Here is a 22,495-nt window from a genome sequence, read left to right as displayed (position 1 = left end):
CAGGCGGGAGTCGATCATGCTCGACGGTTGGGTGCCCTGGCCGGACCCGTTGGCCGAGAAGTACCGCGCGGAGGGCTACTGGGAGGGGCGGCCACTCGACGGGCTGCTGAGGGAGAGCGCCGAGCGCCACCCGACGCGCACCGCGCTCGTGGACGCCGACGGGGCGCGGTGGACGTACGCCGAACTCGATCTGCGCGCCGACCGCATGGCGGCGGGGCTGCAGCGGCTCGGCATCGGCGGCGGTGACCGTGTGGTGGTCCAACTGCCCAACACCGACGCGTTCGTGGTGCTGTTCTTCGCGCTGCTGCGGGCGGGCGCGATACCGGTGCTCACGCTTCCCGCGCATCGCGAGAGCGAGATCGTGCATGTCGCCGAGACGGCCGGCGCGACGGCTTACGCGATCCCGGATCTGCACGACAACTTCGATCACCGCACCCTCGCCCGAGCCCTGCGCAAGGCCGTGCCCTGCATCGAGCAGGTGCTGGTGGCGGGCGACGCGGCCGAGTTCACCGCACTCGCCGACATCGACGCCGACCCGGTCCCGCTGCCGGTGCCCGACCCGGGGGACGTCGCCGTACTGCTGCTGTCGGGCGGTACGACGGGCAAGCCGAAGCTCATCCCGCGCACCCACGACGACTACACCTACAACGTCCGTGCCAGCGCCGAGGTCTGCGGCTTCGACCGGGACACCGTCTATCTGGTGGTGCTGCCGACGGCACACAACTTCGCGCTGGCCTGCCCCGGCCTGCTGGGCACGCTCATGGCGGGCGGCACCGTCGTGCTCTCCCCCACGCCGAGCCCCGAGGACGCCTTCGGGCTGATCGAGCGGGAGAAGGTCACCGCCACCGCCGTGGTCCCGCCGATCGCGCTGCTGTGGCTGGACGCGGTGGAGTGGGAGGAGGCCGACCTCACCTCCCTCGCCCTGCTCCAGGTCGGCGGCTCCAAGCTGGGCGCCGAGCCCGCCGCCCGGGTCGAACCGGCCCTCGGCTGCACGCTCCAGCAGGTGTTCGGCATGGCGGAGGGGCTGCTCAACTACACCCGGCTCGACGATCCGCCGGAGCTGGTCAACGGCACCCAGGGCCGCCCGCTGTCCCCCGCCGACGAGATCCGCGTGGTCGACGAGGACGACCGCGACGTACCGCCCGGCGAGAGCGGCGAGTTGCTCACCCGCGGCCCCTACACCCTGCGCGGCTACTACCGGGCCGCCGAGCACAACTCCCGCGCCTTCACCGCCGACGGCTACTACCGCACCGGCGACCTGGTGCGGATCCTGCCCTCCGGGCATCTGGTCGTGGAGGGCCGGGCCAAGGACCAGATCAACCGGGGCGGCGACAAGATCTCCGCCGAGGAGCTGGAGAACCACATCCTCGCCCACCCGGGCGTGCACGACGCGGCCGTGGTCGGCATGCCCGACGCGACGATGGGCGAGCGCACCTGCGTCTATCTCGTACCGCGCGGACAGGCCCCGGGGCAGCGGGAGTTGGCGGCGTTCCTCACCGAGCGCGGGGTCGCCGGGTACAAGCTCCCCGACCGGGTGGAGATCATCGAGGCCTTCCCGCGGACCTCGGTGGGCAAGATCGACAAGAAGGCGCTCGGCCGGCTGATCGCCGAAAGCCTGCGCACGGAGGGCATCGGTGACAACTGAGGCCGGGACGGCCCCTCTTGCACAGAGAAGCAAGTCGCTCGGGCGTACGATCGCTGTGGCCGGCGCCCTGCTCCTGCTGGTCGTCGCCGCCCTGCTCAGCCTCGCGATCGGCTCGCGCGCCCTGCCGCTGGACGTCGTCTACGACGCGCTGCTCCACGACGACGGCTCGACCGCGGCCTCGGTGATCTGGGACGTCCGCGTGCCGCGCACGCTGGCCGGCATCACGGCCGGTGCGGCGCTCGGCGTCGCGGGCGCGCTCATCCAGGCGCTCACCCGCAATCCGCTGGCCGATCCGGGACTGCTCGGCATCAACGCGGGCGCCGCCACCGGGGTCGTGCTGTCCATCACCGCGCTCGGCGTCACCAGCCTGTGGGCCTCGGTGTGGTTCGCCATGGTCGGCGCGGTGGTGGCGGGGCTGCTGGTGTACTCGCTGGCCTCGGGCGGTCGCGGCGGCGCGACTCCGGAACGGCTCGCGCTCGGCGGCGCGGTGATCGCCGCCGTGTTCACCGGCATCGGTCAGACACTGATGCTGCTCGACGCCCAGGCCCTGGACCAACTGCGGTTCTGGAGCGTGGGTTCGCTGGCGCGGGCCGACAGCGAGACGCTGAGGACGATCACACCGTTCGTCGCGGTGGGTCTCGTCCTCGCGCTGGTGCTGGTCCGGCCGTTGAACGCGCTCGCGCTGGGCGACGACGGCGCGCGGGCGCTGGGCGCGCATGTGGACCGGACACGCTTCGTCGGCCTGCTGGCCGTGACGCTGCTGTGCGGGGCGGCGACCTCGGCCGTGGGGCCGCTGGTCTTCGTCGGCCTGGCCGTGCCGCACATCGCCCGGCTGATCGCCGGCGCCGACCAGCGCTGGACGCTGCCGCTGTCGATGCTGCTCGCACCGGCGCTGCTGCTGTTCGCGGACGTCCTCGGCCGGATCGTCGTACGCCCCGACGAGCTGGACGCGGGCGTGGTCACCGCGGTGGTCGGCGCCCCGGTCTTCATCGCCCTGGTCCGCTACCGCAGGACGGTGACGACATGACGACACACGCTCCGGCCCGCCCCCGTTCCCATGTCGTACGGAGCCGCTCGCACCGCTTCTCGCTACGGGTGGACGTGCGAGTGGTCACGGTCTGTGTGCTGGTGCTGGCGACAACCGCCTTCATGGGCGTCCTCGCGCTCGGCACCGGCGAGTACACGATCTCCCCGGCGGACGTGGTCCGCACCCTGCTCGGCAACGGCAGCCCGCGCACCGACTTCGTGATCAACGACCTCCGGCTGCCCCGCCTGCTGACCGGCATCCTCGTAGGCGCGGCGCTCGGCCTGAGCGGCGCCCTCTTCCAGAGCCTGACCCGCAATCCGCTGGGCAGCCCCGACATCGTCGGCTTCACCTACGGCTCCGCCACCGGGGGCTTGCTGGTGGTCCTGCTGGTCGGCGGGACCGGGGGCCAGATCGCGGTCGGCGCGGTGGGTGGCGGCCTCGCGACCGCCGTCTTGGTCTATGTGCTGGCGTGGCGGCAGGGTGTCCACGGATACCGGCTGGTGCTGGTAGGTATCGGGGTGAGCGCGCTGCTGCAGGGCGTCAACGCCTACCTCCTCGCCAAGGCCCGCTTCACGCAAGCCGCGCAGGCCATGGTGTGGCTCAACGGCAGCCTCAACGGCCGGAGTTGGACGGACGTCCGCCCGGCCGCCCTTGGCCTGCTCGTGGTCCTGCCCTTGGTGGCGCTGGCGGCGAGCAGGCTGAGGATCCTGGAGATGGGCGACGACGTGGCGGGCGGGCTCGGGGTACCGGTTCAACGGACCCGGCTGGTGATCCTGGTGCTGGCGACGGCGGCGTGCGCGGTGGCGACCGCTGCGGCCGGGCCAATCCCGTTCGTGGCCCTCATCGCACCTCAACTGGCCCGACGCCTCACCCGCGCGCCTGGGCCCAACCTGCTGGCGGCCACGTGTACCGGTGCGCTGCTTGTGGTTGTCGCGGACTTCGCGTCCCAGCGGATCCATGAGTCGGCTCAGTTGCCGGTGGGGGTGGTGACCGCAGTGGTGGGTGGGGTGTATCTGGGGGTGCTGTTGCGGGGGCAGCGGCGGGCGGGGCGGATCTGAGGGCGGGGGGTTCTTTTCTGGGGGTGGCCGCGCGGCCGTGTGTGCTTTGGCTGTCGGCGGGAGCTGAGGCCTGGGGTCCCGCTGCTTCGGTGGCGGGCGCTCAGCCTAAGGGGTGCCCCCCTGTGCTTCGGTGGGCGGCGCCGCCGGGGGGCGCTGAGGCCCGGGGAATGACCTGCGTGCTTCGGCAGCAGGCATCAGCGGCAGACGCTGAGCCCCCAGGGACCCCGCGTGCGTCGGCGGCGGGCATTGCCCCCGGGATGCCGCGCGCATTGTCGGGCGACACCGCCAACGGGAGCTGAGCCCTGGGGCCCCGCATCCTCCAGCGGCAGGCGTTGAGCCTAGGAAGGCCCCCCATACTTCGACGGCAGGCGCTGAGCCCAAGCGATGCCCCCGCGCGCTTCGCCGGGCGGCGCCGCCCGCAGGCGCTGAGACCCGGGGAATGACCCGCGCGCCTCGGCAGCAGACATCGGCGGCAGGCACTGAGCCCCCGGGACCCCCCATGCGTCGGCGGCGGTCGCTGAGCCCCGGGATGACACGCGCTTCGACGGGCGACACCCGCCGGCGGGCACTAAGCCCCGGGCCCCCGCGCGCTTCGATGGCAGGAGCCGAGCCCAAGGGATGCCCCGCACGCTTCGGCGGCAGGCGCTGAGCCCAGGAAGCGCCCCCGTACCTCGGCGGCAGGGGCTGAGCCGGGCCTCGGATACCCCCGCCCCCTCCCGCGATCTCAGGCCGCCCTCTCAGTGCCCGTGCCCCTCACCCCCACCCTCATGCGCCGGCGCCTCCACAGCCCCCGCCCCCGACCCCGCACCCGCCCGCACCGTGAACTCCGCCGTCCGCACCTGCCCCTCGTGCTTGAAGTCGAGGAACAGCCGGTAAGTCCCGCTACTCGGCGCCGTAGCCGCGAAGGAGATCTCAGGGCCGGGCTTGGTCTTGCCGTCGCCAGGTTCGCCGTTCGGGTGGACGTGCAGGTACGCGAGGTCGCCGGAGCGCAGGGCCACCAGGTGGCCGTAGGCGCCGAGGTAGGGCTGGAGGTTGGTGACGGGGCGGCCGTTGCGGGAGACCTTCAGTTTGAGGTCGCTCTCCTTGCCCGGGCGCAGGGCGCCGTCGAGGCGGACCTCGTAGCCGTCGACCTTCGCCGTGGTGTTCACGGCGGGCAGCGGCTGCGGCGCGTAGGAGCCCGATGCCGCGAGGTCCGCGCCGAGGATGAGGTTCTCGGCGTTCGGCTTCGCCGGGGTGAAGTCGGCGAAGACGCGGTAGCCGCCCGCGCGGGGCAGCTCTAGGGGGATGCTCCATGTGCCGTCGGCGGCGCGGGTGGGGTGCACATGGCGGAAGGTGACCAGGTCGCTTGAGGCGACGATGAGGTGCAGTTCCTTCTCGTGCTCCCGCTGGAACGCGGTGACGGCACGGCCGGCGCTGTCGCGGATCACAAAGCTGAGATCGGCGCGCTTGCCGGCGGTGACACGCGGCGTCCTCAGGTCGAAGGTGTAGCCGCCCTCGGAGATCTGGAGGCCGCCGGGGACGTGCGTCCCGCCTCCGCCACCCCCCTCGGGCTCCGGCGTCGCCTCACTGTGACTGTCGTGCCGCGCGGGCGCGGGGTCGTCGACGACAGGGTCGAGGCCCTGGCCCACGCCATAGGCGGTGCCGAAGGTCGCGGCCAGCGCCGCGGCGAACGCGGTGATCTTCAGTCCGGCATGCATGGCGGTCTCCTGCGGGTCGGGTCCTTCATACGGTTCTGCGATGCACCTCACCATACCCCTGGGGGGTATGAAGTCAACCCGGATCCGAGCTTGCGTTGCCTACCCCCTAGGGGTATACATGGACACCGGCAAGGATACCCCCGCCCCGTATAGAGGTCGACCCCGACCCCGATCCCGACCCCGCACCAGGAGGAACCGATGTCCACCACCACCTACGCCGTCGCCGGTATGAGCTGCGCCCACTGCAAGGCCACGCTCACCAAGGCCATAGGCGAGCTGGACGGCGTCACCGGCGTCGATGTCGATCTCGCGACCGGACACGTCACCGTCACCAGCACCACCGAGCCCGACGACGCGCTCATGGGAGAGGTCGTCGACGACGCCGGCTACGAGCTCACCGGCCGCGCCGCCTGACCCGCCCCCGAACCGCCCGCACCCCGCACGAGGAGCAGCGATGACCACCACCGCGTCCGACCCCACGACCGAGGTAGAGCTCGCCATCGGCGGCATGACCTGCGCCTCGTGCGCGGCGCGCATCGAGAAGAAGCTGAACCGGATGGACGGCGTCACCGCCACCGTCAACTACGCCACCGAGAAGGCGAAGGTCAGCTACGGCGGTGACGTCTCCGTCCAGGATCTGATCACCACCGTCGAGGCGACCGGGTACACTGCGCAGGAGCCCCTCCGGGAGGAAGAGCCCGAGAGCCGCGACGAGCACGATGAACTGCGCCCGCTCCGGGACCGGTTGATCACCGCTGTGACCCTCGCCGTGCCCGTCGTCGCGATGGCCATGATCCCGGCCCTGCAGTTCGAGTACTGGCAGTGGCTGTCGCTGACGCTGGCGGCGCCCGTCGTGACGTATGCCGCCTGGCCCTTCCACAAGGCGGCGTTCACCAATCTGCGGCACGGCGCGGCCACCATGGACACGCTGATCTCGGTCGGTACGTCGGCCGCCTTCATCTGGTCCCTGTGGGCGCTGTTTCTCGGCACCGCGGGCGAGCCGGGCATGACGCACCCCTTCGAGCTGACCATCGCGCGCGGCGACGGCTCGGGGAACATCTATCTGGAGGCGGCGGCCGGTGTCACCGCCTTCATCCTGGCCGGGCGGTACTTCGAGGCCCGCTCCAAGCGCAAGGCCGGTGCGGCGCTCAAGGCGCTGCTGGAGCTGGGCGCCAAGGACGTCACCGTGCTGGGTGACGACGGGCGTGAACGGACCATATCTGTCTCGGAGTTGAAAGTCGGCACCCGCTTCGTCGTACGGCCCGGCGAGAAGATCGCCACCGACGGGACGGTCGTCGAGGGCTCCTCGGCGGTGGACGCCTCCATGCTCACCGGCGAGTCCGTGCCGATCGAGGTCGCCCAGGGCGACCCAGTCACCGGGGCGACGATCAACGCCGGCGGCCGGCTCGTCGTACAGGCGACCCGCGTGGGCGCGGACACCCAGCTCGCCCGGATGGCCCGGCTGGTGGAGGACGCGCAGAACGGCAAGGCCGCGGCACAGCGGCTCGCGGACCGTATCTCCGCCGTGTTCGTACCGATCGTGATCGCCCTCGCGCTGGGCACCCTCGGCTTCTGGCTCGGCAATGGCGCGGGCACGGCGGCGGCCTTCACCGCCGGAGTGGCCGTACTGATCATCGCCTGCCCATGCGCCCTGGGCCTGGCCACGCCGACCGCGCTGATGGTGGGCACCGGGCGCGGCGCGCAGCTGGGGATCCTGATCAAGGGGCCCGAGGTACTGGAGTCCACCCGCAAGGTCGACACCATCGTCCTGGACAAGACGGGCACGGTCACCACCGGCCGGATGACCCTGCTGGCCGTGCACACCGCGGACAACACCGACGAGGCCGAAGTCCTGCGTCTCGCGGGCGCGTTGGAGCACGCCTCCGAGCACCCGATCGCCCGTGCCGTGGCGGATGGCGCGCTGGAGAAGCTCGGTTCGCTGCCCACGCCGGAGGACTTCGCGAATGTGCCGGGACTCGGCGTGCAGGGCATCGTCGACGGCCACGCGGTGCTGGTGGGCCGTGAGCGGCTCCTCAAAGAGTGGGCCATGGCACTGCCGACCGACCTCGCGCGTGCCAAGTCGGAGGCGGAGGCGTCCGGTCGTACCGCCATCGCGGTTGCCTGGGACGGTGAGGCGCGGGCGGTCCTGGAGGTCGCCGACGCGGTGAAGGAGACCAGCGCGGAGGCGATCCGGCGGCTGCGTGCCCTCGGCCTCACCCCGATCCTGCTGACCGGCGACAACCGGGCGGTCGCCGAGGCCGTCGCCCGCGAGGTCGGTATCGCACCCGAGGACGTCATCGCCGAGGTGCTGCCGCAGGACAAGGCCGATGTCGTCAAGCGGCTTCAGGGCGAGGGCCGTTCGGTCGCGATGGTCGGCGACGGCGTCAACGACGCGGCCGCCCTCGCCCAGGCCGACCTGGGCCTGGCGATGGGCACGGGGACGGACGCGGCGATCGAGGCCGGCGATCTGACCCTGGTGCGCGGCGATCTGCGCGTCGCGGCCGACGCGATCCGGCTCTCCCGCAGGACCCTCGGCACCATCCGCTCGAACCTGTTCTGGGCCTTCGCCTACAACGTGGCGGCCCTGCCGCTGGCGGCGGCCGGACTGCTCAACCCGATGATCGCCGGAGCGGCCATGGCCTTCTCCTCGGTCTTCGTGGTCGGCAACTCCCTGCGGCTGCGGTCTTTCCGGGCAGCGGACTGACAACACACGAGGGGCGCCGCACGAGCGGCGCCCCTCCACGTTTCAGCCGAAGGCCTTCACGGCCTGGTAGTACGTCCAGGCCGTGCTGTTGCAGGCGGTCTTCGTGGCACCGCCGTACCCCGCGCACACACGCTTGAGGTCCTCATAAAACGCGCTGTCGATGCGGGACTTGTTGGCGCTGAACGTGCCCATCGCCTTGTAGTTGCGGTACCCGAAGTCGTGCCGGGCGCAGGACGTGGCGAAGGGGAAGCCGAAGGGGTTGTCGGGCGAGGAGGAGCAGTAGTCCGTGGACCAGTCGAAGCCGTAGGCGGACCAGGCGGACTGGTTGCCGCGGGCGGAGACCCAGGCGTTGTAGCTGGACGCGCTGGTCTGGGTCCAGCTGGACAGGACCTGGGGCTTGTCGGCGGGGGCGGCGTCGGCGGCGGATGCGGTGGCGAGGACGGTGCCGAGGGAGAGGGCTGAGGCGACGAGACCGGTGGCGAGTCTGCGGTGCATTCCACACCTCCATGAGACTGCGGCCCGCCCGTCGGGCCGCAGGTTCATGTCAAGATGATTGACACCCCAACCGTCTCCTCACACCGCATGCGCGCAAATGACCGCTTAATTCTCGGATATGACGGCCAGTCGGAAATGAACGGCAGTCAGCGCCAACGCCAACGGCCCCGGCGCGAGGAAGGCCAGCGGCAACAACATCCACGCGCACAGAGCAGCCGTCGCCACCGCGAGCAGCACCAGCGCACTTCCACCGACATCCCGTACGGCGTCCCGCGCGGCCTCGCGCAGGGCGGCAGGCCAGTCGGTGAGCGCCTCGGGACGGGCACATGCCCTCAGGCCCACCACGAGGGCGGCCACCCCGATCCCCGCGGCCACGACTGCGAACAGCGGCGCCCCGGGCAGCCCGGCCCGTGCCAGCGCCAGGTCGGCGGCGCACAGCAGCACGCCGGCCACGGCGGCGCCACCCGCCACCAGGTCACCGGCCCGCAGCCGCCGCCGTAGCAGTGCGAAGTACCGCCCAGCGGTGGCCGGTTGCCCTTCCCCCGCGCCACGCAGCACCGCGCAGGCGGTCGAGAGGGCTGCGGGGATCGTCACCAGGGGCAGGGACACCAGGGCCGTGGCGAGACCGACGCTGAGCACATCGGCGAACAGGGTCATCCGCGGCCCGAACACCTCGTCGCGCATGCCGTTCACCCCTTGAGCCCGGAGCTGGCCATGCCCTCCACCAGGAAGCGCTGGAAGGCGAGGAAGAACAGCACGATCGGCAGCAGCGCGATCACCGACATGGCGAACATCGGGCCGAACGCCGAGCTGCTGGAGGCGTCCACGAACTGCCGCAGGGCGAGCGTGAGCGTGAACTTGTCCGGGTCGAAGAGATAGATGAGCTGGGTGAAGAAGTCGTTCCACGTCCAGATGAAGGTGAAGATCGCCGTGGTGATCAGCGCCGGGCGGGTGAGCGGCAGCACGATCGAGAAGAAGCTGCGGAAGGGGCCGCAGCCGTCGATCCGGGCCGCCTCCTCCAGCTCGCGGGGCAGGCCGCGCATGAACTGCACGATGAGGAAGACGAAGAACGCCTCCGTGGCCAGGAACTTCGGGAGGATCAGCGGCCAGTAGGTGTTCACCAGGCCGAGCTGGTTGAAGATGATGTACTGCGGGATCAGCACTGCGTGGTGCGGCAGCATGATCGTCGCGATCATGAAGGCGAACAGCGGGCCACGGAACCGGAAGCGGAGTCGCGCGAAGGCGTAGGCGGCGAGCGAGCAGCTGATCACGTTGCCGAGGACCGCGCCGCCCGCGATCAGCAGCGAGTTGCTGAGCAGCCGCCAGATCGAGACGTCGTTGACGCCGTCCAGGGCGGTCGAGTAGTTCGACCACTCCAGATGGCGCGGCAGCAGATCGAGGCTGGCGATGACCTCGTCGGCGGGCTTGAGCGAGGTGGCCAGCAGCCAGGCCAGGGGGTAGAGCATCACCAGCAGGGCGGCGAGGCAGCCGACGTGCAGGGCGACCCGCCCCCAGCGAACCGGCTTACGAGTCACGGCAGTTGCTGTCATCGGTCCCCCTCGGAGGCGTAGAAGACCCAGGAGCGCGAGGTGCGGAACAGCACCGCCGTGACGGCGCCGATCACCAGCAGGAGAACCCAGGCCATGGCGGAGGCGTAGCCCATGTGGGAGGCGACGAAGCCGCGGTCGTAGAGGTAGAGGGTGTAGACGAGGGTGGAGTCGGCGGGGCCGCCCTTGCCGGCGCCGATGGCGAAGGCGGGTGTGAAGACCTGGAAGGCCTGGATGGTCTGGAGGACCAGGTTGAAGAAGAGCACCGGGGACAGCATGGGGACGGTGACGGACAGGAACTGCCGCCATTTCCCCGCCCCGTCGACGGCCGCCGCCTCGTACAGCTCGGCCGGGATCTGCTGGAGTCCGGCGAGGAAGATGACCATGGGTGCCCCGAACTGCCACACCGTCAGCAGCGCCACGGCGAGCAGCGCCCAGCCGGGCTGGTTGACCCAGCCGCCGGTGCCGAAGAGGTTGTCCACCGTGCCGCCGTCGTTGAAGACCGCCCGCCAGACCAGGGCGATGGACATCGACGCGCCAAGCAGGGAGGGGGCGTAGAACGCGGAGCGGTAGAAGGCCTTGCCGCGCTTCATGGACTTCAGGGCCAGCGCGACGACGAGGGCGAGGGCCAGTTGGAGGGGCACGGCGATGACGACGTACGTCAGGGTGGTCGTCACCGAACGCCAGTAGCGGGGGTCCTCGGTGAACATCTGGACGTAGTTGCGCAGGCCCACCCAGCGCGGCGGGTTGAACAGGTCGTAGTCGGTGAAGGACAGGTACAGCGACACAGCCATCGGCAGCAGGGTCAGGACGATCGCGCCGAGCACCCAGGGGGACAGGAACACCCAGGCGGGGCCCTGGCGTTCACGCTTCACGCGGCGTTTCGGGGAGGCCGTCCTGGCGGTCGTGGGTATCAGGGTGGTGGTCATGACCGCAGCTCCGCCTTCGCCTCGGTGACGTAGTTCTCGGCCGCCTCGCGGGGCGACATGCGCTCGTACGACACCTGGTCGTAGTCGCGCTGGAAGGTGGTCTGGAGGGCGTTGTCGCCCGAGGGCGGGGCCTGTGGCGGCGGGTTGAGGGTGCCCTCCAGGGAACTCTGGTAGTCGGCGACCGTCTTGTCGAAGTCCTCGAGCTGTGGCTCGATCTCCTTGCGGACGGAGTCGTTGACGGGGATGCCGCGGGTGGCGCCGAGGACCTTCGCCGCCTCCTCGTCGTTGATGAGGAAGTCGACCAGCTGGGCCGCCTCCTTGGGGTGGCTGGTGTTGGCGCCGACACCGAGGAACATCGACGGCTTGTAGTACTGGCCGGGTGTGCCGTCCTCGCCGGAGGGCATCGGAGCGAGCGCGACGCCGCTGGGTATGAGGGCGAGGAAACCGCTGGCCGGGGCGTCCCAGTTGGAGTCGGACAGGGCCTCACCGCGGCCGAGCGGGGTGTTCTCGACGGAGCCGTCGAGCTGGGTGGTCTGCTCGGCGGGCGAGACGGCGCCCTCGCGCCGCAGCTTGTCGGTGAAGGTCCACCAGCGGGTCAAGTCAGCGGCGGTGAAGCCGAGTTCGCCGCCCTTCGTGTAGAGGGACTTGCCCTGGCCGCGCAGCCAGACCTCGAAGGCGTCCTCGCTCTGGCCGGGGTCGGTGGCGCCGGGCTTGCCGGTCTTCTCGGCCAGGGCCCGCATGGTGTCGGCCCATTCGCTCCAGGTCCAGCCGCGGCCCGGGAGCGGTACGCCGGTCGCCTTCCATGCCTTGACGTCGTAGGCGATCGTCTCGGTGCCGCGGCCCTGAGGGATGGCGTACTGCGTACCGTCGAGCCGGCCGGTGGCGAGCAGGCCCGCGTCGATCTCGCCAGTGCGCAGGGCGGCCTTCTGCTCGCCGAGGTCGAGCAGAACGCCGCCGGAGGCGTACTGGTCGATCTGCCGGTAGTCGAGCTGCATCACGTCGGGGGCGTCGCCGCCCGCGGCCTGGGTGGCGAGCTTCTGTTTGTAGGCCTCGTAGGCCGAGAACGACGTCTGCACCTGGATGTCGGGGTGCTGTTTCTCGAACAGGGCGAGGGCCTGCTCGGTGCGTTCCGCGCGGTCGGGGTTGCCCCACCACGTGTAGCGCAGCACGACTTTGCCGCCGCCGACCGACTCCCCGGATCCTGAGCAGCCCGCCACCATCGCGCACAGCGCGAGTGCGGCGGCCGACGACCAGAACCCCTTTGTCCTGTGTCCGGGCATGCCGAGGTCACCTCTTTCTCTCCTCGGGCTTTCTGTTGGCCCCCCGGCCCCCCTTGCCTGCTAGTCGCCTTGATACGGCTGTGTCGTCCCGCGCAGGTTGTACTCGTCCCGGCGTCCGCACATCCCGAACCCGCCGAGCCTCGTCGGCCCGGCCTCGTACGCGGTCGCGTCCCCGAGATACGCCGGTTCCCCTGCCTCCAGCGCATCCAGTTGGGCGCCCGTGCGCTCGGCGGTGGCCAGCGCGCCGGCCCGCCACAGCTCACGCCAGTTCGGCGCCTTGGCCCGCACGAGCCGTGCGGCGGCCCGCTGGAACTCGCGGTACGGGCCGTCGTCCCCGGCGACGAGCGCCTCGCGCAGCGGCAGATAGCCCTCGACGGCGAGGTCTCTGCGGCGCCGGGCGGCCTCCGGCTCCGAACCTGGCGGGAGCACTGCGGCGGCCGCGTACTTCTCGGGATCGGCCAGCACCTCCGGCGGGAACGTGAAGACGGCGTCCCCGGCCTCCGGCAGGCCGCTGTTCTGCATCAGCACGGTGATCCGCAGATCGCCGCCCTGCACCATGCGGTGCACGGTCCCGGGCGTGAACCAGGCGATGGAGCCCGGCTCCAGGGGGATGTCCCGGTAGCCGTCGGGGCTCAGCGTCTGCACGGCACCCCGGCCGCCGGTGACGACGTACGCCTCGGTGCACACCAGGTGCAGATGCGGGCTGCCGCCGCACACACCGTCGACGGCCTCCCAGTCGTAGGCGCTGAGGTGGGACAGGCCCACGGCGCCCGGCAGCGGGTGCGGCAACTGCGGCTTCACCACGGCATCCCCTTCAGATGGGCGGCCACCCGCTCCCGGTCCCAGGCCCCGTCGGCGAACACCACCCGGTACCGATAGGCGAAGGACTCCCCCGGCGGCAGCTCGAACTCCTCGAAGAACGCCCAGGAGAACGCGACGGTGGGGATCGGTTCGGAGCGCACGAACCAGTGCGACTCGTGCAGCGCCTCCAGGTTCTCCGGCGCGTGCGCGAACACGAGCGTGGAGTGTCCGTCGATGTCGTCGTGCTCGGTGGTGTAGGCCAGCCACGGCCCCTGACTGCCCATCAATTTCTCGGCGTCCGCGTCGGATTCGGGCGCGAAGGCGGTGCCGCCGGTGAAGTCGCGGGGGCCGCGCCACTGGAGTCCGGTGTAACCGGCCAGCTCCCGGCCCTCGGTGGTCGGGGACCCGAACCGCAGGGGCTCGGCGCGGACGTTGGTGAGCTCGATCGACCAGTCCAGGGCCCAGGCACCGGCCTCCTCGTCCACCGAGTGGACGGTCAGTCCGCGCAGTTCGCGCGCCCACTCCTCGCCACCGTTCTCGACCCAGGTCAGCTCCTCGGCGATGGTCAGCCGGTCGTCCTCGACGGTGAACTCCGGGAAGCCGTCGTGCCGCATCGAACCGATCCGCTCGGGCAGCGGGAGGTAACCCTGGCCGTGGACATAGCAGTTGCCGCCCCAGAAGTTCTGCCCGGAGAGATGGCTCGCGGTCATCTGGAGGCCCTTGTGCCAGCGGTGGTCGCTGGGCCGGTAGCCGGTCACGGTGTGTCCGGCGAGGGTGCGCACGGGGTGGGCGTAGGGCTTGCGGGACTCGAAGGCGTCCGGGTCGGGGCGGTAGACGTAGCGCAGGATCTCGGTGCCGTTCGGTACCGTCACCGCGATGTGGTCGCCGTGCGCGTGGGTGACGCGGATGCTCATGCGCGCTCCTTGGGGGCCCAGTGGGGGTGGTCTCCGTGCATGGCCGGGTAGAAGGGGTCGCCGGGCCCGATCTCGCCCGCGTACACCGGGTGTCCGGTGAACGCCGACTTGTAGAGGGCGGCGGCGAAGTCGAGGGTGGCCCGGGCGTCCGGGCCGCTGCCGGGCGGTCGGACACCGTTGTCGAAGGCGTCGAGGAGAGCGCCGAGCTGGGCGGTGTGCGAGCTGGGCACGTCGGCCGCCGGGGTGCGCCAGGCGGTGGCACGCTCGGAGGGGGTGTGCGGGGCCGGGGTGTAGACCCAGTCGTCGTTGCGGTGGCCGTAGAGGTGGGTGAGCTCGACGGTCGCGTCGGCGCAGTCGATGCGGATACGGCTGACCTCGTGCGGGGACAGCACGCTGTTCACGACGGTGGCGAGGGCGCCGTTCTCGAACCGCACCAGGGCCGTGGAGACGTCCTCGCTCTCGGTGTCGTGGACCATGCGCGCCGCCATGGCCCGGATCTCCGCCCAGGGGCCGAGCAGATGCAGCAGCAGGTCGTACTGGTGGATGCCGTGCCCCATCGTGGGCCCGCCGCCCTCGGTGACCCACCGTCCGCGCCACGGCACCGCGTAGTAGGCGGCGTCCCGGTGCCAGGTCGTCTGGCAGTGCGCGACCAGCGGGGCGCCCAGCTCACCGCTCGTGATCAGCTCGCGGGCGTGCACGGCGCCGGAGCCGTACCGGTGCTGGAAGACCACCGAGGCGTAGGCGCCCGACGCCTGCTCGGCCGCGGCGATGTCGTCGTACTCGGAGAGCGACAGACACAGCGGCTTCTCGCACAGCACCCAGGCGCCCGCCTTGAGCGCGGCGATCGTCTGCTCCCGGTGCAGCGAGGGCGGCGTACCGATCAGGACCAGGTCGGGGCGTACGGCGTCCAGCATGCCCCCGGCCGAGGTGTACCCGGCGACGCCCTCGCCCGCGAGCTCACGGAAGGCGTCCAGGCGGGCCTGGTCCACATCGACGGCGGCGACCAGCTCCACCCGGTCGGCGTGGTGTCTCAGGGCGGGGAGATGACTGCCGCTGACGATGGCGCCGGTGCCGATCACTGCGGCACGGCGACGGGCGGAGCGTGGGGACATGCGGTTCTCCTCGGACGGCCGGCGGACAGCCCGCTTCAGAAAGCGCTTGCACTTCGAGGGCGACCCTAGGCAGGGACGTAATGTCAGGACAACCCCTCTGCGGCGACATGGGCAAAGCCTGACCCGTTCGGCCCGGCCCACGCTCGGCACGCTCCCCTTCCAGGGCGTCACTCAAACGGGATGAAGATCACGAAGTGCGGGAGCGGTGGCGTGGATCAACCCGGGTGCGGGGGCGTGCCGTTGGGCGGGCGGGTCAGCCGATCGGCTGGGCGGTCTGGGCACCCGGCTGCGGTCGGGTCCGTGCCGGGCTGACCAGGCCGAGCCGGGCGAGGAACTGCTCCAGGGTGAAGGCGGCCATGCCCAGGCCCACGGCGTTGCCGGGCACCTCGGACAGCTCGACGGTGAGGCCGGGCAGGGAACCCGGGAGCACATGACGGGGCAGTTCGTCCCGTACGGCGGGGACGAGCCACGGGGCCAGCGCCTCGGGCAGCCAGCCGGTGAGGGTCACCTTCGGGACGTTGAGCAGATTGACGAGGTCGCCGAGGGCGGCGGCGAGACAGCGGCCCGTGCGCCGGACGAGCTCCCGCAGCACCGGGTCCCCCGCGGCCAGTCCGCCGGCGACGGACTCGACGAAGTCCCGCTGCCCGGGACGGCCGAGCGCCGGATGGGACGGGTCGATCTCGGCCAGCGTCGCCTCCAGGCCGGGAGCACCGACGTAGGCCTCGACGCACCCGTGGCGACCGCAGCGGCAAGGGCGGCCGTCCAGCATCAGGAGGGTGTGTCCCCATTCGCCGGCGTTGTTGGTGCTGCCGCGGACCAGAGTGCCCTCGATGGCGATACCGGCTCCGACACCGGTGCCGATGTTGACCACGGCCATGCTGTCGACGACGCGCCCGACGCCGAACCACATCTCGGACAGGATCGCCGCCTTCAGCGGATTGTCGACGTACACCGGCAGCCGCAGCCGCTCGGCGAGCAGTTCCTCGATGTGGACGTCGTGCCAGTTCCAGTTCGGCGCGAAGACGGAGACCCCGGCGTCATGCTGGACATGGCCCGGCATGCTGACGCCGACTCCCACGATCCGGTCGCGGTCGGTGCCGTCCGCGTCGAGGGCGGCCTCGATCGCGCCGACGATGCCGTCGATGACGTACGCCTGGTCGTGCTGGTGCTCGTCGAGGGCCGCCTCGTGCCGGCCCAGGACGCCGAGAGCCAGGTCGTACACCGTGGCGTCGACATAGGTCTCGGCGACGTCGACTCCGACGACGCGGCCACGGTCCGCGTTGATCGTGAGCCGTTCGTAGGGCCGTCCCACGGCATTGCGCTCCATGGCGGCGATGTGCAGCACGCCCTCCGCCAGGAACTCGCCGACCAGCGTCGTCACGGTGGCCTGGCTGAGGCCCGTGTGCCGGGCGAGTTCCTGGCGGGAGGACGGTCCGAGGTCGAACAGTGCGTGCAGCACCTCGAAACGGTTCTGGCTGCGAACGTCTCGGACCGTGTGCCGGGCCACCGGCGTTCCCCCCTCAGTCGGTCGGTCCCCCCAGCCACAGCGTACGGATCTCCGGTGTCCCACGCCCCTGAATACCCTGGGCGAGCAGGGTCAGGCCCGGCCAGTTCGGCGGCACCCAGAGTGCGTCGGGGTCACCGCCCGAGAAGTCGGGCCGCTCGCCGCACCACACACGCCCCACGCACTCTCCACCGGCCCATCCGGTCACCCGGACCTGCGTGGCGTCCAGCCGGACCAGATATCCGTCGGGCGAGGACGGGAGGTCGACGTCCAGCCATGCCTCCTCCCCCGGTTTCAGCGCCAGCGGCAGCCGTACCTCCTCCGTGCGTCCGGCGCCGGCGGCGAACGCGGTCAGCAGTTCGTCGTCCTGCACCGCACACGACCAGTCCCGTACGGCGTCGAGCGCGAGCAGCTCGGCGCGCGGGGCCGTTCCGCTCGGGTGGTGCGGCAGCGTGACCGAGACCTGGTGGGTGCCGGCGGTCAGCAGCACCCAGGGACTGTCGGTGTGGACGGTCACCGGCTCACCGTCGTCCACACTCACCCGCAGCGGTTCGACGACGCCGCGCAGGTGCAGCGCCGACGGGGTGGGCGAGTGGACCGTACGGGTGTAGGTGAGCGGCGCCGCGACCCGGGTGCTGCTCCAGCCGCCGAGCACCCGGATGGGGGCCGGGGTCCCGGCCCAGTGGCCGTGCACCGTCCACAGGGCGGACACGTCCGTGGTGTGCCGGACCTTCCAGAGGGTGCCCAGGCCCCGCAGGGCACCGAGGCGGAGCGCGGGCAGACGGGCGTCGTCGAAGTTGGCGTGGCCCCAGATCTCCACGACGGCGTCGATCTCGACGCTGCCGGTCACCTCGCGCACATCGATGCGCCGCGCCGCGCCGAACCCCGCGAGCGGCGGGTGCGTCCGGCCCGCCACCGTCAGGTCGACGATGTCGGCGGCGCCGGTGAGCAGCAGCGCGTCGACATCCGTCAGATCCGTGGTGGCCCGGTAGGCGCCTCGGCCCCGGTACACCCCGAGCGACTCCAGCGTGGGCGGCGACGCGTGCAGCCCGGCCGGCTCCTCGGGGGCCGTGTCGTACCGCCGCCGCACCTCGCGCACGGCGGTACGCGCGGCCTTCTCGGGCCGCTGCGGCGCGTCGGTGAGGTGCACGGTGCCGTCGGGGTCGACCGACCGCAGCCGTGCGGCCTCGGCCGACGGCAGCACCACGAGCGTGGTCCCGGCCAGGGTCTCCCGTCCGGACACCGGGATCTCGGTCCGTGTCCCGTCCAGTACGACGGTGACAGGCACGTCGGAGGAGAACACCAGCACCCCGTCCGCCCGCGCCACGAGGTCCGCCGAGGCGAGGTTCAGGGTGGCGCCGGCGAGCGGCACGTCCACCGCCATCAGCGGACACGCCCCCGGAGCGACCTCGACCGGCACGCCCTCGACGACCGCTGTGCCGGGCTCACCGCCCAGATGCGGTACGGCCACCAACCGGCCGCCCCCGTCCAGCTCCAGCGCCGAGGGCTGCGGGCTCGTGGGGAAGTCGCAGTCGAGTCCGGCGTACGACACCGCTGTCGCCAGGGCCAATTGAGGGCCCCAGGTCTCCATGACCCGGGCCAGTACCTGCGCCTCGGCGTACTCCGGGCGCTCCAGACCGGTCGAGGTCACGTAGCCGCCGAAGTCGTAGCCGTGGCTCATGAAGTTGCCGGGGCGCCCCCAGTTGCCGCTCGACGGGGTGTACCCGAAGTTCCAGCCGGACGACTGGAGATACGGCGCGATCAGCTTGGCTCCGCTCGCCAGCAGCCGCCGCAGCGTCCGGTGGCGCCGGTTGGTCTCGGTGACCAGCAACGGCACTCCGCGCTCGGCGACCAGAGCGGCGTAGCGGCGCACCTCGGCCTCGATGTCCGGGGAGTCGTCGTCCGGGTAGAAGTTGCAGGCCGGTACGACTCCGTCCACGTCACCGGTGGCGCCCGCGAGGTCGCCCTGTCCGGAGCAGGCGATGAGCGGCACGGTGATGCCGTGCCGAAGTGCCGTGTCCCGCAGGGCGGTCATGTATCCGGGGCGGTCCTCGCAGTCGAAGAAGTCCAGCTCGTTCTCCAGCTGCACCATGATCACCGAACCGCCCGCCCCGTACTGGCGCTCCGCCAGCAGCGGCAGCACCTGGTCGAACCACGCGGTGACCTGCTCCAGATAGCGCGGCTCGTTCTGACGGACCCTCAACTCCTCGTCCAGGCCCAGCCATGCGGGCAGCGCGCCGCCGTCCCACTCGGAGCAGATGTACGGGCCCGGCCGCGCGATGACGTACAGGCCCTCCTCCCGCGCGAGGTCCAGGAAGGCGGCGACGTCCCTGCGACCCTCGAAGGACCAGCGGCCGGGCGCCGACTCATGGAAGTTCCAAGGGAGATAGACGTCGATGCACTCGTATCCCGAGGCCCGGACCTGTGCGAGCCGTTCACGCCACTGCTCCCTCGGGAGGCGGAAGTAGAACAGGGACGCGCAAAGCAGGGTGCGGGGACGGCCGTCGATCCAGATGCCCTGGCCGTCTACGTGGATGGTGGTCACTTCACTCCCGCGCTTCCGCCGCTGATGTCCATCTCGTACAGGTACTTCTGGCCCAGGTAGTAGACGATGATCATGGGCAGGGCGAGCAGGACCGAGCCGACCATGACCAGGTTCCACGCCGGTGACTGGCCTGCCGCCGAGGTGCTGGTGATGTACTGGATGCCCAGGGACAGCGGCATCTTGGACTCGTCGTTGAGGTAGATCAGCGGGCCCATGAAGTCGCCCCAGGTGTGGGTCAGGGTGAAGATGCCGATCGCGATCAGCACCGGCCACAGCATCGGCAGCATGATCCGCCGGTAGATGCCGAAGAAGCCGAGGCCGTCGACCATGGCGGCTTCGTCGAGCTGGCTGGGCAGCCGGGAGACGAACTGCCGGACCAGGAACACGTTGAAGGCGTTGGAGAAGAAGTTCGGCACGATCAGCGGCAGATAGGTGTTCACCCAGCCCAGGTCCCGGAAGAGGATGAACTGCGGGATCATCGTGATCTGCGTCGGGATCATCATGGTGGCGATGACGATCAGGAACAGCGCGTTCTTGCCGGGGGCCCGCAGCCGGGCGAAGGCGTAGCCGACCAAACCACTGGAGAGCATCTGCCCGGCGACCGAACAGAGCGAGATGATCACGGAGTTGATCAGGAAGCGGCCCATCGGCAGCTCGGAGCCGAAGACCCGGGTGAAGTTCTCCCAGTGGAACTCGGTCGGGAACAGGGTGAAGGAGTTGGTGTTCACCGTCGCGTCGCTGGAGAGCGCGATGGAGCCGACGAACACCAGCGGCATGGTGAGGATCGCCGCCGCGATGATCAGCGTCGCGTAGGTGAACGGGGTGGCCCGGAACGCCCGTACGGTGCCGGGGCCCGGTCCTCCGCGAGCCTTGCGCTGCGGGCCGTTCTCCTTCGTCCGTTGCGGCGCCGGGGTGGTAAGGAGGCCGGCCATCACTTCACCTCGGTTTCGTAGAACACCCAGCGCCGGGCGGTGCGGAATGCGATCAGTGTGAAGACGAGGACCACGAGGAACAGCAGCCAGGAGATCGCCGAGGCGTAGCCCATGTGGTAGTTGCCGAAGGCCTGGTCGAAGAGGTACGGCACCATCGTCTCGGCCCCGGCGTAGGCCGCGGGCAGCTTGCCCTTCGGCACCAGGATGTACACCTGGGCGAAGACCTGGAAGGCGCCGATCAGCCCCATGATCAGGTTGAAGAAGATGATCGGGGTCAGGTGCGGCAGCGTGATGCTCCAGAACTGCCGTACCGCGCTCGCGCCGTCGACCTCGGCCGCCTCGTACAGCTCCCTCGGGATGCCCTTCATCGCGGCGAGCAGCAGCACCGTCGCGGCGCCCGCGCTCCAGGCCGACATCACGACCAGCGCGGGGATCGCCCAGTCGCCGTCGAGGAGCCAGGACGGGCCCGAGATGCCGAACAGGCCGAGCGCGTCATTGAACGGACCGTTCGGGGCGAGTACCTGACGGAAGATCATCGCCGTGGCGACGAGCGGCACCAGGGTCGGCAGATAGATCAGGGTGCGCAGCAGTTTCCGGGCCCGCACCTGCTTGTTGAGCAGATTCGCCAGCCACAGGCCGAGCACCAGGCCGAGCGGGACGGAGACCGCCGCGTAGTAGAAGGTGTGCCACAGCGCCCTCCAGAACCTGGGGTCGTCCGTGAGCAGCGTGACGTAGTTCTGGAACCCGACCCAGACGGGCGAGGTGAACGAGTCCCAGTCGGTCATCGAGTAGTAGACCGACGCGATCATCGGTCCGAACAGGAAGACCAGGAACCCGATCACCCACGGCGAGACGAACAGATAGAACCAGAGCGCCTCACGGCGCCGCCGCGATGTGGTTGTCGCCATCGCCGGTCATCCAGCGGACTTGATGAGGGACTCGAGGTCCTTCTGGAGGCCGGTCAGCGCCTTCTTGGCGCTCTCCTTGCCGAGCCAGAAATCGGCGAGACCGGCGTCGATGGCCGACATCATCTCGTTCCACTCGGGAATGAACGGGGCGCGGAAGATGAAGCCGCTGGACTCGGCGAAGGCGCCCATGTCGACGTCGGTCTTCATCCACGCGGGCTTGAGGAAGGCGTCGCTCTGCTGCACCGCGAGGCTGGCCGGTACGTCCTCTCCGTCGTCGATGATCTGCTGCTGCGCCGCGTCCGAGGTGAGGAAGTCGATCGCCTTGAAGGCGTTGTCGCGCTGCTTGCAGGTCCGGGAGATGGCGAGGCCGCTGCCGAACGCGGACACGGCCTGCTTCTTGCCGCGCCAGATCGGCGCGATGTCCCACGCGAACTTGGCGTCCGTGAGACCGGCGGTGACCCAGAAGCCGTTGGCGTGCGTGGCGCACTTCTGCATCGGGAAGGCCTGGTCGCCGCCGACCTCGGAGCCCATGTCGGCGTAGTCCGCCTTGCTCGGCGCCACCTTGTGCTTGAAGACCAGGTCGCCGGCCCACTGGAGCGCCTCGACGACCTCGTCGCTGTCGACGGCGGGGCGGCCGTTCGCGTCGATGATGGTGCCGCCGTTCTGGTACGCGAGGCTCCACCACTGCGGGTACCACTCGGCGCCGGTGTAGCCCCACTGCTTGCCGGGGACGGTGAGTTCCTTGAAGGCGTCGAGCGCGTCGTCCCAGGTCCAGTCGGCGGTGGGGGCCTTGATGCCCTTCTTCTCGTACAGGTCCTTGTTGTAGTACACGGTGATCGCGCCGGAGCGGTCCGGGATCGCGTACAACTCGTCCTCGTAGGTGTAGATGGAGCCGACCGGGCCGAACCGCTTCTCGGTGTCGAGGCCGGCCTTCTTGGCGAGGTCGTCGAGGGGCAGGAGCTGGTTCTTGCTGGAGTAGGTGTTGACGCTCTCGGCGACCTGCATGATGTCCGGGCCACTGCCGCCCGCGATCATCGTCTGCACCTTCTGGGGGTACGAATCGCTGGGTATCAGCTGGAGCTTGACCTTCAGCTCGGGGTACTTCTTCACCAGCAGGTCGATGCGCTTCTGGTACGTCTTGCGGTCGGCGTCGCCGCCCCAGACGGTCATGACGAGCGGGCCGCTCGAACTGCCGCTGCCGGAACCGCACGCGGTGAGCGTCACGACGCCGGCCGCGACTCCGAGGCCGAGGAAGCCTCGGCGCGACATCTGGACCTTGTCAACTGGCATGGCACGACTCCTCGATGAAAAGGCGAACACACAGGGAACAGCCCTCGGGAGCCCGGGCCCGGCTTCGAGTGACGGTTAAATTAACCCTCGTCAAATCTCGCTACAAG

At 70.6% G+C, this 22,495-nt stretch carries 19 protein-coding genes; 5 read left to right on the top strand and 14 right to left on the bottom strand.

Annotated elements, in window-relative coordinates; genetic code table 11:
* The first annotated feature begins 16 nt into the window (after positions 1–16).
* Genes IE325_RS22225 through IE325_RS22215 form a run of 3 tightly spaced genes read left to right on the top strand, consistent with a single transcriptional unit; the run spans position 17 to position 3,730 of the window.
* The gene (locus IE325_RS22225; RefSeq protein WP_190071758.1) at positions 17–1,645 is read left to right on the top strand and encodes a (2,3-dihydroxybenzoyl)adenylate synthase; all 1,629 of its coding nucleotides are present in this window, start codon (positions 17–19) and stop codon (positions 1,643–1,645) included.
* Positions 1,635–2,672 carry a FecCD family ABC transporter permease gene (locus IE325_RS22220; RefSeq protein WP_190071757.1) on the top strand — a complete coding sequence of 346 codons (1,038 nt, stop codon included), beginning with the start codon at positions 1,635–1,637 and terminating at the stop codon, positions 2,670–2,672. The genes IE325_RS22225 and IE325_RS22220 overlap by 11 nt, the downstream gene beginning before the upstream one ends.
* Positions 2,669–3,730: a FecCD family ABC transporter permease gene (locus tag IE325_RS22215; protein ID WP_190071756.1), complete on the top strand. Its 1,062-nt coding sequence runs from the start codon at positions 2,669–2,671 to the stop codon at positions 3,728–3,730. Before IE325_RS22220 ends, IE325_RS22215 begins: the two co-directional genes overlap by 4 nt.
* 737 nt (positions 3,731–4,467) lie before the next feature.
* Here the strand turns inward: IE325_RS22215 and IE325_RS22210 are convergent.
* A complete protein-coding gene (locus IE325_RS22210) occupies positions 4,468–5,427 on the bottom strand; it encodes a DUF8832 domain-containing protein (protein ID WP_190071755.1) in 960 nt (319 codons plus the stop codon).
* Positions 5,428–5,625: 198 nt separating this feature from the next.
* On the opposite strand from IE325_RS22210, the gene IE325_RS22205 reads away from it, so the two are divergent.
* Both IE325_RS22205 and IE325_RS22200 read left to right on the top strand, forming a co-directional pair.
* Positions 5,626–5,841 carry a heavy-metal-associated domain-containing protein gene (locus IE325_RS22205; RefSeq protein ID WP_190071754.1) on the top strand — a complete coding sequence of 72 codons (216 nt, stop codon included), beginning with the start codon at positions 5,626–5,628 and terminating at the stop codon, positions 5,839–5,841.
* A gap of 40 nt (positions 5,842–5,881) precedes the next feature.
* Positions 5,882–8,131 (top strand): heavy metal translocating P-type ATPase, encoded by a 2,250-nt coding sequence (locus IE325_RS22200; RefSeq protein ID WP_190071753.1) that lies wholly within the window; start codon positions 5,882–5,884, stop codon positions 8,129–8,131.
* A 42-nt stretch (positions 8,132–8,173) separates the two neighbouring features.
* Here IE325_RS22200 and IE325_RS22195 read toward each other — a convergent pair whose 3' ends face one another.
* From IE325_RS22195 to IE325_RS22140, 13 genes are all read right to left on the bottom strand, one after another.
* Positions 8,174–8,626, bottom strand: coding sequence for a phospholipase (locus tag IE325_RS22195; protein WP_190071752.1), 453 nt, complete (start codon positions 8,624–8,626; stop codon positions 8,174–8,176).
* 105 nt (positions 8,627–8,731) lie between these two features.
* Positions 8,732–9,310, bottom strand: a complete 579-nt coding sequence (locus IE325_RS22190) for a hypothetical protein (protein WP_190071751.1) — start codon at positions 9,308–9,310, stop codon at positions 8,732–8,734.
* A gap of 5 nt (positions 9,311–9,315) precedes the next feature.
* Positions 9,316–10,176: a carbohydrate ABC transporter permease gene (locus tag IE325_RS22185; RefSeq protein ID WP_190071750.1), complete on the bottom strand. Its 861-nt coding sequence runs from the start codon at positions 10,174–10,176 to the stop codon at positions 9,316–9,318.
* The gene (locus IE325_RS22180; protein WP_190071749.1) at positions 10,173–11,102 is read right to left on the bottom strand and encodes a carbohydrate ABC transporter permease; all 930 of its coding nucleotides are present in this window, start codon (positions 11,100–11,102) and stop codon (positions 10,173–10,175) included. Before IE325_RS22180 ends, IE325_RS22185 begins: the two co-directional genes overlap by 4 nt.
* A complete protein-coding gene (locus tag IE325_RS22175; RefSeq protein WP_190071748.1) occupies positions 11,099–12,382 on the bottom strand; it encodes an ABC transporter substrate-binding protein in 1,284 nt (427 codons plus the stop codon). The genes IE325_RS22180 and IE325_RS22175 overlap by 4 nt, the downstream gene beginning before the upstream one ends.
* 60 nt (positions 12,383–12,442) lie before the next feature.
* A complete protein-coding gene (locus tag IE325_RS22170; protein WP_190071747.1) occupies positions 12,443–13,186 on the bottom strand; it encodes a cupin domain-containing protein in 744 nt (247 codons plus the stop codon).
* Positions 13,180–14,097 carry a DUF6807 domain-containing protein gene (locus IE325_RS22165; protein ID WP_190071746.1) on the bottom strand — a complete coding sequence of 306 codons (918 nt, stop codon included), beginning with the start codon at positions 14,095–14,097 and terminating at the stop codon, positions 13,180–13,182. Before IE325_RS22165 ends, IE325_RS22170 begins: the two co-directional genes overlap by 7 nt.
* Positions 14,094–15,209, bottom strand: a complete 1,116-nt coding sequence (locus IE325_RS22160) for a Gfo/Idh/MocA family protein (protein WP_190071745.1) — start codon at positions 15,207–15,209, stop codon at positions 14,094–14,096. Before IE325_RS22160 ends, IE325_RS22165 begins: the two co-directional genes overlap by 4 nt.
* Positions 15,210–15,462: 253 nt before the next feature.
* A complete protein-coding gene (locus tag IE325_RS22155) occupies positions 15,463–16,668 on the bottom strand; it encodes an ROK family transcriptional regulator (RefSeq protein WP_229911921.1) in 1,206 nt (401 codons plus the stop codon).
* Between the two features lie 61 nt (positions 16,669–16,729).
* On the bottom strand, positions 16,730–19,258 hold the full coding sequence (locus IE325_RS22150; RefSeq protein WP_229911920.1) for a beta-galactosidase: 2,529 nt from the start codon (positions 19,256–19,258) through the stop codon (positions 16,730–16,732).
* On the bottom strand, positions 19,255–20,190 hold the full coding sequence (locus IE325_RS46160; RefSeq protein ID WP_229911919.1) for a carbohydrate ABC transporter permease: 936 nt from the start codon (positions 20,188–20,190) through the stop codon (positions 19,255–19,257). Before IE325_RS46160 ends, IE325_RS22150 begins: the two co-directional genes overlap by 4 nt.
* Positions 20,190–21,098, bottom strand: a complete 909-nt coding sequence (locus tag IE325_RS22145) for a carbohydrate ABC transporter permease (protein WP_190071742.1) — start codon at positions 21,096–21,098, stop codon at positions 20,190–20,192. The genes IE325_RS46160 and IE325_RS22145 overlap by 1 nt, the downstream gene beginning before the upstream one ends.
* 6 nt (positions 21,099–21,104) lie before the next feature.
* The gene (locus tag IE325_RS22140; RefSeq protein ID WP_190071741.1) at positions 21,105–22,388 is read right to left on the bottom strand and encodes an ABC transporter substrate-binding protein; all 1,284 of its coding nucleotides are present in this window, start codon (positions 22,386–22,388) and stop codon (positions 21,105–21,107) included.
* Positions 22,389–22,495 lie beyond the last annotated feature (107 nt).

Source organism: Streptomyces lanatus (genome assembly GCF_014655715.1).
In the GTDB taxonomy this organism is placed as follows: domain Bacteria; phylum Actinomycetota; class Actinomycetes; order Streptomycetales; family Streptomycetaceae; genus Streptomyces; species Streptomyces lanatus.
Note: the sequence above shows the minus strand (reverse complement) of the source record. Positions and strands in the feature narration are given on the sequence as shown.